Annotated in this window: 9 protein-coding genes, 1 tRNA gene, 1 rRNA gene and 1 pseudogene; 4 read left to right on the top strand and 8 right to left on the bottom strand. The window is 65.1% G+C overall.

Features of this window, described 5'->3' with window-relative positions; all coding sequences use genetic code 11:
• The first annotated feature begins 5 nt into the window (after nucleotides 1-5).
• Nucleotides 6-119: ribosomal RNA gene (gene rrf, locus LJ656_RS31335) — 5S ribosomal RNA — on the top strand.
• Nucleotides 120-442: 323 nt separating this feature from the next.
• Here the strand turns inward: rrf and LJ656_RS31330 are convergent.
• The gene (locus tag LJ656_RS31330; RefSeq protein ID WP_230513346.1) at nucleotides 443-904 is read right to left on the bottom strand and encodes a hypothetical protein; all 462 of its coding nucleotides are present in this window, start codon (nucleotides 902-904) and stop codon (nucleotides 443-445) included.
• 358 nt (nucleotides 905-1262) lie between these two features.
• Here LJ656_RS31330 and LJ656_RS31325 point away from each other — a divergent pair.
• The 3 genes and pseudogenes from LJ656_RS31325 to dhaK form a co-directional block, all read left to right on the top strand.
• Nucleotides 1263-1409 (top strand): annotated as a pseudogene (locus LJ656_RS31325) (M81 family metallopeptidase); the annotation flags it as partial.
• Between the two features lie 196 nt (nucleotides 1410-1605).
• Nucleotides 1606-1682, top strand: a tRNA-Val gene (locus LJ656_RS31320).
• Nucleotides 1683-1939: 257 nt separating this feature from the next.
• Nucleotides 1940-3646 (top strand): dihydroxyacetone kinase subunit DhaK, encoded by a 1707-nt coding sequence (gene dhaK, locus LJ656_RS31315; RefSeq protein WP_230513342.1) that lies wholly within the window; start codon nucleotides 1940-1942, stop codon nucleotides 3644-3646.
• A gap of 106 nt (nucleotides 3647-3752) precedes the next feature.
• On the opposite strand, the gene LJ656_RS31310 is transcribed toward dhaK, so the two are convergent.
• The 7 genes from LJ656_RS31310 to mnmH all read right to left on the bottom strand — a co-directional run bounded on the left by LJ656_RS31310 (nucleotide 3753) and on the right by mnmH (nucleotide 9909).
• The gene (locus LJ656_RS31310) at nucleotides 3753-4049 is read right to left on the bottom strand and encodes a YciI family protein (protein WP_230513341.1); all 297 of its coding nucleotides are present in this window, start codon (nucleotides 4047-4049) and stop codon (nucleotides 3753-3755) included.
• 43 nt (nucleotides 4050-4092) lie between these two features.
• Complete coding sequence (locus LJ656_RS31305; RefSeq protein ID WP_230513340.1) at nucleotides 4093-5430, bottom strand: short-chain fatty acid transporter; 1338 nt, start codon at nucleotides 5428-5430, stop codon at nucleotides 4093-4095.
• Nucleotides 5431-5490: 60 nt separating this feature from the next.
• A complete protein-coding gene (locus tag LJ656_RS31300; protein WP_230513339.1) occupies nucleotides 5491-6546 on the bottom strand; it encodes a cyclase family protein in 1056 nt (351 codons plus the stop codon).
• 72 nt (nucleotides 6547-6618) lie between these two features.
• Nucleotides 6619-7362, bottom strand: a complete 744-nt coding sequence (locus tag LJ656_RS31295) for an IclR family transcriptional regulator (RefSeq protein WP_230513338.1) — start codon at nucleotides 7360-7362, stop codon at nucleotides 6619-6621.
• A gap of 243 nt (nucleotides 7363-7605) precedes the next feature.
• On the bottom strand, nucleotides 7606-7740 hold the full coding sequence (locus LJ656_RS34925) for a hypothetical protein (protein WP_256701958.1): 135 nt from the start codon (nucleotides 7738-7740) through the stop codon (nucleotides 7606-7608).
• A gap of 26 nt (nucleotides 7741-7766) precedes the next feature.
• The gene (locus tag LJ656_RS31290; protein WP_230513337.1) at nucleotides 7767-8822 is read right to left on the bottom strand and encodes a permease; all 1056 of its coding nucleotides are present in this window, start codon (nucleotides 8820-8822) and stop codon (nucleotides 7767-7769) included.
• Nucleotides 8823-8844: 22 nt separating this feature from the next.
• Nucleotides 8845-9909, bottom strand: a complete 1065-nt coding sequence (gene mnmH / locus LJ656_RS31285) for a tRNA 2-selenouridine(34) synthase MnmH (protein ID WP_230513336.1) — start codon at nucleotides 9907-9909, stop codon at nucleotides 8845-8847.
• Nucleotides 9910-9943: the final 34 nt, after the last annotated feature.

The raw sequence follows: 9943 nt of genomic DNA, 5'->3' as shown, positions 1-9943 counted from the left end.
TCATGCCTGATGACCATAGCGAGTCGGTCCCACCCCTTCCCATCCCGAACAGGACCGTGAAACGACTCTACGCCGATGATAGTGCGGATTGCCCGTGTGAAAGTAGGTAATCGTCAGGCTCCTTATGCTGTATGTCCAGAACCCCGGTGTCTCCGAAAGAGCGCCGGGGTTCTGGCGTTTACGTGGCTGTTCCCGAATAGAACCTCACCCCGGCGGTGGGGTTTTTGCGTTTACGCGCGGACAAACCCGCTGTGTGCGGAGCGCAAACCCATCGTGGCTCCTCTCATCACAGCCTGCCAATCCGTAACGCTTTCGCGTAGCCGGTTAGTTCCAGGTACGCGTGCCCGAATTAGGTATTCGCACCGCTAATTCGGGCCGAACCGGTTCAATCACCGGTGAGCCTTGTTCGAAAAGGCCCTGCCCGCATGTTGTCCACGCGCCGTTAAGCCCGCTTACGTGCCGGGGCAGGGTCGGGCGAGCCGGCCATGAAGCGGTCGAGTCGCTCGCTCGCTTCCGTGATCGCCCATAGCGGCGCGCGATGCAGTTGCCGGTCGTAATTCATTGCGATCGACGCGAACAGTTCGAATCCCGCTTCGTCCAGTTTCCACTCGTCGTGGGTTCGACCGATGTCGAATACCGCCGACGCCGTCCGATCAGCGGCACAGAGCTCTTCGCGGCTCATCGAGCCGAAACCCGCTTCTGCCAGGTGCGCGGTCAATAGCATGATCTGCGTGAGCGTCTGCGCGTCGGTCTTGCTGCCGACGCCGCGGCGCAGTGCGTCGAGCGACAGATGGACCCGCAACGCGAGGTCGTCGGCGATCGCGCGCGCGATCGGCAGCAGCATGGCTTTGGCGTGTCGAGCGCGCGCTGCACCGGAGTTGCGAAACGAAATAGGTTGTGCCATGGAAGTCGATGGATTGCCTGAGCAAATGCAATAACGGCGCGTCCGGCAAAAGGTTGAGCCCTGATTGCAGTTAACTCGCATCGATGGACGAAAACGTTTGCTGGCAGTCAATTCCGCGCAGATCGGGTTTGTACGAGGGCCAGCAAAGCTTCGGTATTCGATACGTCGATCACGACGCATTGCGCATATCCGCTGGTGCCGCGATAGCAGTCCTCCGGGCGCGTACGCGCCGTAGCCGAGCACCCGCCCGCGCAAACCTCTCTGGCCCGACAAGTCGAGCAGCATCGAACTGACGAAAAGTGGCCAGCGATCGCGGCCATCGTGACGAGCCGCGATCTAAGACAGGGAGCGTACCCACATGAAGATCCTGATCGCGCGCATGAACCACGAGACCAACACGTTCTGGCCGGTCGAAACTCCGCTTACCGCATTCGGTCGCAACGGACCGAGCTATGGCCGCGATACGTTCGTCCAGAACCATCGGATGCGGACCGCGATGACCGCGGGGTGACGAATTCCAACTACGCACGGTTCAACTTCATGCACATCAAGCGGCTTGTTTATCCGTTGGACCCACACACCGCACGCACCGAATGGGCCGCGCCAAACTGATTGCACGAGGTAATTGCACCTGTGTCGCGATAATTCGCGCGAAGGGCTTGTGCGGCGCGCGACGAGTCTCTATAATTCGCGCTCTCTAAAGGCTCGTAGCTCAGTTGGTTAGAGCACCACCTTGACATGGTGGGGGTCGTTGGTTCGAATCCAATCGAGCCTACCAACGCATCTGTGACGTAGAAGAAAGCGGTTCCGCTTTCTTCTACGCTCCAGTCAAACGCAGTAGTCCCCGCAGTTCTTCATTCCGCATTACGTCCCCCTGCTTTCGTAATCAGCTCGACGCTCGCATGCATTCGCGCGTTCGCGGTATCGCATTGTCGTGGCGAAGGCGCGGTACAGTTAAGCCTTCCGGTTTCGCCATCGACCCGGCTGCCCCACGTATCGTCACGGAGCGCGGCAGCATTGAACGGAGCTGATGCAATGAAGAAGCTCATCAACGATGTGTCCACCGTGGTCCCCGACATGCTCAAAGGCCTCGTGGCGCTCAATCCCCAACTCTCGCTGTTACAGGGCGGCTCGATCGTCGTGCGCGCCGATGCCGAGGCTGTGGCCGCGCGCGGCGAGGTCGCGCTGATCTCGGGCGGCGGTTCGGGCCACGAACCCGCTCACGGCGGCTACGTCGGCGACGGCATGCTGAGCGCGGCGGTGGCCGGCGAGGTGTTCACGTCGCCGTCCACCGACGCGGTGCTCGACGCGATCCGCGCGGTCGCCGGTCCGGCTGGCGTGCTGCTGATCGTCAAGAACTACACCGGCGATCGCTTCAACTTCGGGCTCGCGGCGGAGCTCGCGCGCGCCGAGGACATTGCGGTCGAGATGGTGATCGTCGCCGACGACGTCGCGCTGGCCGCGAGCGGCGACCACGCGGGCCGTCGCGGTCTCGCGGGCACGGTGCTGGTTCACAAGATCGCGGGCGCGGCGGCCGCGCGCGGGCTGCCGCTGAGCGAGGTCGCAAAGCTCGCGCGCGATGCCGCCGCGGCGCTCGGCACGATGGGCGTCGCGCTGACGCCGTGCACGGTGCCGGCTGCGGGCAAGCTGGGCTTCGAGCTGGCCGATGGCGAGATCGAATGGGGGCTCGGCATTCACGGCGAGGCGGGTGTCGCGCGCGGCGCGCTGGAGCCGGCCGATGCGATCGCCGGCAAGCTGCTCGCGAAGATCGTCGGCGATCTCGCGTTGCAGGCGGGCGAGCGCGTGGTGCTGCTCGTGAACAACCTGGGCGGCACGCCATCGAGCGAACTGGGCATCGTCGCGGGGGCCGCGCTGCGCGAGCTCGACAAGCTCGGCATTGTGGTCGAGCGTGCGTGGGCCGGCACGTTTCTGAGCGCGCTGGAAATGGCCGGCGTGTCGCTGACGCTGTTGCGTGTCGATGACGAACGGCTCGCATTGCTCGACGCTCCCGCTCAGACCAGCGCGTGGCCCGCGCTGAGCGGCCGGGTCGCGCGAGTGTCGGTGCGCGCCGCGCCCGCGCCCGCGCAACCGCATCCGAAAGGAGCGACGCTTACGCGCGAAGCGACGCTGCGTCGCGCGATCGACGCGGTGTGCGCGTGTCTGCTGCAAGCGGAGCCGACGTTGACCGAAATGGATCAGCGCGTCGGCGATGGCGATCTCGGCATCAGCCTCGCGCGCGGCGCCCGCGCGGTGCAACAGGAACTCGACACGTATGCGGTCGAGACGATGCCGGGTGCGGTGTTGCGCAGCGTGTCCGCGACGCTGCGGCGGGTCGTCGGCGGCACCTCCGGGCCGTTGTATGCGGTGCTGTTGCTGCGCGCGGCGGCCGTGCTCGAACAGTCGGGCGGGACCACCGCGCGGCAATGGGCGCAAGCGTTCAGCGCCGGCGTCGACGCGTTGATGGAACTGGGTGGCGCGAAGCCGGGCGATCGCACGATGGTCGATGCGTTGAAGCCCGCCGCCGACGCATTGGAAACCGCTCTCGCCAACGGCGCAACGACGAATGCCGCCCTGACGGCAGCGGTCGATGCGGCGACCGATGGCGCATCACGCACCGCGTCGATGCATCCGCGCCGCGGACGTTCGAGCTATGTGGGCGACCGCGCGCTCGGTCACGCGGACCCTGGCGCGCATGCAATAGCGTTGTGGCTCGCGGCGCTTCGCGACTCGCTAGCCGATTAGCCACGCACGCCACGCACGCCAGGCACGCCATGCAAACAGAAGCGGCTAACAACGCCCCGCGCTGTTAGCCGCACACATCACGCGAAGCAAAGCCCTTCGCCTCTCGCTACAAGTAGCACTCCCGATCGAAATAAGCCTTGCGCCAGCGCGTAATCGTCACACGCTCGAACAGCCCGACCACTGAAAACGGATCGGCCGCGATAAAGCGCTCGGCCTCCTCGCGCGTTTCGACATCGATCACATACATGCCGCCGCCCGCGCCACTGCCGTCGTCGTTCAGCTTCGCGCCGCAGGCGAGCAGCAGTGCTTTGTGTTGTTCGAGAAACGCCAGATGCGAGTCGCGCTCGCGAATACGTACGTCGGCGTGACCGGGTTTGTCGAATGTCTCGATGATGTAGGGCATCAGTTCTCCAGTTGAGTGGGCGCGCGCGTCGAGGTCGAACGCATTAGCGCCACAATAGAATGGCCGCCGTGTACACGATGCCGATCCAGAACATCATGATGACCGTATAGCCCATGATGTCCTTCAGTTTCAGCTTCGACAGCGCGAGCGCGGGCAGAATCCAGAACGGCTGCACCAGATCGTTCCACGCGTTGCCGAGCATCACGGCGGTCGCGGTATGGCCGACCGATGCGCCGAGCGACTGCGCGGCCTCGATCATGAACGGCCCCTGGATCACCCAGTGTCCGCCGCCCGACGGCGCGAAAAAGTTGATGAAGAACGAACTGACGAGACCCCAGAACGGCAGCGTCGCGGGCGTCGCGATCTTCACGAACCAGTGCGAGAACGTGTTGACGAGACCCGACGACGCCATGATCGCCATGATCCCCGCGTAGAACGGGTACTGCAAAATGATGCCGCTGATCGTGCGGATGCCTTCGTTCAGCTTCTCGACGTAGCGAATCGGCGTGCCGAGCAGAATGATGCCGAGAAACAGGATGATGAAGTTGATCAGGTTCAGGTCCATCGAGCCGCCGCCGTGGAAATACAGCACGACGTACACGATGCCGGCCGCGCCGATCAGATAGCTGAGCAGACGGCTGTTGTTCAGGCGATGGGCGAGCGTACCGCGTTCGTCGTAATCGGCCGCGGACGTTGCAGGCGTGGCGGCTTGCGGCGTGTCGTACAGCGCGCGGTCGATTTCCTTGACCGGCTGGCCCGGCTTCGGATGCAGCCACGCATTGAGCAGCGGCAGCGTGACGATCACGACGAGACTCGTGATCAGCATCGTCGGCGCAAAGATCGTTTCCGCGAGCGGGATCACGCCCATCTGCGCTTCCATCGGATGGCCCTTGGTCGAGATCAGCACCGGAATGCTCGCCGACAGCCCGAGCCCATACATCGTGAAGCCGCTATAAGCGGCCGCGATGATCAACGGGTAATGCACGCCCTTGATGCTCATCGCGAGCTTGCGCGCGACGATCCCGCCGATCACGAGCCCGAAACCCCAGTTCAGATAGCTGCCGATCCCGCCGACCAGCGTCGCGACGATCACCGCCATACGCGGATCGTGCACCCGCGCGACCAGCCGGTCGAGACAGCGCTCGGTCAGCGGCGCGGTCGCGAGCACGTAGCCCATCGCGAGAATCACCGCCATCTGCGTGGTGAAGGCGAGCAGCGCCCAGAAGCCCTTACCCCAGCTCAGCGTGAGCGCGCTGAGTGCCTGGCCCTGCACGAGTACCGCGAGGATCATCGTGAGTAGCGTGAGGCCGATCGCGAAGACGAACGGATCGGGCAAATACCGGCGCATCAGCTCGGTAAAGAAAGCGGTGATTTTCTGCATCAGACTGTCCCTGACTTTGGTTCTTGTTGTGACTTCGTGTTGTTGCGGTTTCGTGATTCGTTACACCGTCGCGATCGGCGTGACCGGCGAGCCCATCGCGCCCGGCAGCCGCAGCGGCGGCGCTGTCAGCATGAAGCGCGAGCGGCCATTGGCGCGCAGCCACGTCGCCAGTTCGCGCAGATACCAGAGTTCGCCGAGCGGCAAACCGAGTTTGAACAGGCAGTGGTGATGCAACGGCAGCAGCGGATGCTCGCCGGCTTCGACGGGCGGGCGCGCCGGATAGCGTTCGACCGCGTAGTTGTCGGCGGCGAGCGCGGCGATGCCCGAATCGGTCAGCCATTGCAGCAGCCGCTGGTCGCGGCCGTCGAGCGCGCTGCAATGGCTGTTCAGCACCGCTTCGTCGGGCTGGCGGTTCATCGACAGCAGCAGTTCCGCGAAGCCGGTGCGCAGCACCAGCATGTCGCCCGGTTCGATTTCCACGCGATCGGCGTCGATCGCGAACATCAGGTCGTCGTAGCCGAGCGTGCGATACGCGTTGCCGTAGTGCGCGACCAGGTCGATCAGCACGCCGCGTCCTTGCATGCCCTTCACCGCGAGGTTTTCGATGCCGAGCACGTCCGCGTGGCTGTGCTCGCCGCAGCCGCACGCGTACGGCGCGTAGCCGTCGTCGGCGCGATATTCGACCGGTCCGACGATATCCTTCTGCGCGCGATAACCGTTGTAGTAGACGCTTTCGGGCACGCCGTCGCCGTCCGCGTCGAAGCGCGCGCCGACGTGCGCGAGCGAATCCCATTGAGTCGAGTATTGCAGGCTCAGCAGCACCTGATCGTCGCTGACGATGTCGGTCGCGCTGGCTTCGGTGCGCGCGAACGGGAAGTTCACATAGGGCAGGCCGTCCCGGACCGTCGGCCGCAGCACCGGCGGATGGCGTCGCGGATTCAGCTTGTTTTCGCCGGGCACGTCGAGCGGTAGCGACAGACAGAAGCTCAGGCCCGCGCGGATCTCGCGCGCGCCCTTTAGCACCTGGTCGGTGCCGAGCAGGTTCGGCCGGCCGAGTTGATCGTCGGCGCCGAATTCGCCCCAGTTCGATCCTTCAGGTCTATTTTTCCAGCGCATCGCAACGTCCTTTGGCAAAGAGGGCTGGGGTGCGCTGATCGTTCGGATCCCTATTGAACGAGCAGCGCGCCTTCACGCAAGCAGGGTCGGTGGAATCTGTCGGTAAATTTCCAGCAGGGCGGCGCCCGCGCCCGGCTCGTTTTGCAGCAGCCGCGCTTTCGGGCCGCCGATCACCAGCGCGAACGCCTCGCCATGAATCAGGAAGCCGCGCGCGAGGGCCGCGACGTCCTCGACGCTTTGCCCGGTCGAGCGATGCCAGCCGTTTTGCAGCCCTTCGTCGATCTCGGCTTCGAGCGCGGCGCGCTCGATCACCGAACCGTCGGCCGACGCGCTCAGCGGTTCGCAACTATCGAGCAGCGCACGCCGCGCGGCGGCCGGCAGCGCGCCGAGCAGCGCCTTGCCCGCCGCGCTCGCATGCACCGGCATGAAGCCGCCGGGCTCGTCGCTATAGCGGATTTTCTGGCGCGATTCGAGCACTTCGAGATACACCACCCGGTTGCCGGCGAGCGTCGCGAGCGCGGCGGTCTCGCCGGTCGCATCGCGTAGCGCGCTGAGCAGCGGCTGGAACAGCAGCGTGAGCGGGTCCTCGCCGCAGATGTCGCGCGCGACGTGCAGCAGCCGCTGAGTCGGGTAGTAGCCGGCCTTGACGCCCGGCGCGTACAGATAGCCCTTCGCGACCATCGTTTGCAAAAGGGCGTGGCAACTCGACAGCGGAATGCCGGTGCGACGGGCGATTTCGCTGTAGATCATCGGTTGCCGCAGTTCGGCAAACAGGTTTATCACGTCGAAGACGCGTGCCGCGGTTTTCACATCCATGAGAGCATTATCGACAGGCTGATAATGCGGTGACAATAGCTGGCGACGCGGGGTATACACCTAAGTTCGCCGAAGGCGGGGAACCAGAGAGGACAGGCGCGACTATGCAAGTCGCGCTGCGCTGGCGAGAAAAAGGGAAACGGTGGAAGCGGGGGAGCGGCACGGAAACGGCGATGCAACATCGCCGCCGTCACACCGCCGACAAAGAACGAAACGGAGGAGAAAAAGACTGCGCCGCGGCCGTTACGGCCGCAGCAGATCGAAGCCCGCGAACGCGACCACACCGCTCAATGCGATCAGCGCGAGCGAGTGCTGACCGACATAGAGCAGCCCGGCGGCGGACCAGCAGGTTACGGCGAATGCGGCGATGCGTTTCATACTCGAAAATCCACAACCTCTCAAACTCAGAATCCCAGCGCCACCGCCAGCAATCCGCTAACCACCCCGCACGCCATCACCGCGCACGCGACCACCGTCAGCACGCGGCGCGGGAACGAGCGCGCCAGCATCGCGAGCGACGGCACGCTGACGAGCGGCAGCGTCATCAGCAGCGCGCCGGCCGGACCGGCCGCCATGCCGAACGACAGCATCGCCTGAATGATCGGCACTTCGCCGGCGGTCGGAATCACAAACAGCGTGCCGGCAATCGCCAGCGCGACGATCCACAGCAGGCTGTTGTCGATGTCCGGTCCGATGTGCGGGAACAGCCACGCGCGCGCCGCGCCGAGAATCAGCACCAGCACGATGTACTCGGGCACGAGCCGCAGCGTCATGCGGCCGAGAATCTTGACCCAGCGCGAGAACGCGGTGCCCGGATCGTCGCTTTTAACCAGTTCGGCGATGGCCGCGCGCGATGCCTCGGCTTCTTTCGGCGTGACCATCCGGTTCACCAGATAGCCGAGGCCGAACACCATCACGATGCCGAGCGCGAGCCGCAGGCCCATCCACTGCCAGCCGAGCACGAAGCCCATGAAGATCAGCGTGGCCGGATTCAGCGCGGTATTGCCGAGCCAGAACGCGATCGCCGCGCCCGGCGCCGCTTCGCGCGCGCGCAGGCCGGCGACGACCGGCGCCGCGCAGCAGGTGCACATCATCCCCGGCAACGACATCAGGCCGCCCTTCACGACGCTGCTGAAGTCGCTGCGGCCGAGCGCGCGCGCGACCCACTGCGGCGGAATCAGCGCCTGCACCGCGGAGCCGAGCAGCAGGCCGAGCACCATCGCCTGCCAGATCGCCTTGCCGTAGGCGAACGCGTAATCGATCGCCGACTGCCACGAAGCCGCGGGCGCGCTCGCCGACGTGCCCATCAGGATCGACTTGCCGATCGAATGCTGGCTCGCGGCGACGAACGCACGGTTGTAGTACGGAAACCACTTCACATAGAACAGGCCGACGACCGCGATCAGCAGGAAGACGATCCAGCCGGCGGCGACGCGAGGTTGCCGAAGAGTTGATTGCATGATGATCCTGAGGTTGTTTTTGTTAGCCGACGACAAGCGTGCGGCTGTCGAGCTGCGCGAGCAGCGCTTTCGCCTGCTCGACGACGTCGTCGTCGTTAGGACGGAAATCGAGTCGCAGCGCGTTCGGCAACTGGTCGAAATGCTCGCCGCTGCTGCGCGCGTAAGCGGGATCGTAATGGCGCTCGATCAGTTCGTGGGCGAGTTCGGCGCGCCGGTTCTCGTCGACCAGCCGTTGCCAGCCCGTCACCCGTTCGCGGCTGTGCAGGCCGATCATCCGCTGCAGCTGCCCCTTCAGATAGTCGGGGTGATCGAACAGGTGCGCGTAATCGTGCAGCAGGAACGCCGCGCGATCTTCGAGACTCGAGTGCACTTCGACGCACGCGCCGCGATGAAACGTTTCGAGCAGCGCGAGCGGCAGCGTGATCGAGCCGATGCGCCGGCTTTCCGCCTCGACGAATACCGGCCGGTTCGCATCGAAGCCGCGCAGCGCGCTTACCAGCCGCGTGTCGAATGCCTTCTGCGACGGCTGCGGCACGCCGCTCCACGCGCCGAGCAGCGAGCCGCGATGCGCGGCGAGCGCTTCGAGATCGAGCGTCTGCGCGCCGGCCTCGGCGAGCGCCGACAGCAGGCGGGTCTTGCCGCTGCCGGTCGGGCCGACCAGCGCGATGTAGCTGAAGCGGCGCGGCAGGGTTTCGAGCCGTTCGAGCGTCGCGCGCCGGTAGCTCTTGTAACCGCCTTCCAGTTGCCGCGCCGACCAGCCGATCATGTTGAACATCGTGGTCATCGAGCCAGAGCGCTTGCCGCCGCGCCAGCAATAGATCAGCGGCCGCCAGTTGCGCGGGCGATCGGCGAAGGTGGTTTCCAGATGATGGGCGATGTTGCGCGCGACCAGCGCCGCGCCGAGCCGGGTGCCCTCGAACGGCGACTGCTTGTAAGCGGTGCCGACCAGCACGCGCTCTTCGTTGCTCAGCACCGGCGCGTTGATCGCGTCCGGCAGATGGTCTTCGGCAAACTCGAGGGGCGTGCGGACGTCGACGATTTCATCGAAATCACCGGCTTTGTCGAGGGTGACGAGAAGGCTTTTCAAGGGAATAGGGACGAAACGGACCGCGGGAAGGGTG

Origin of the sequence: Paraburkholderia sejongensis (assembly GCF_020880815.1) — a bacterium.
Lineage (GTDB): Bacteria > Pseudomonadota > Gammaproteobacteria > Burkholderiales > Burkholderiaceae > Paraburkholderia > Paraburkholderia sejongensis.
This window is presented reverse-complemented; position numbering and strand designations above follow the sequence as displayed.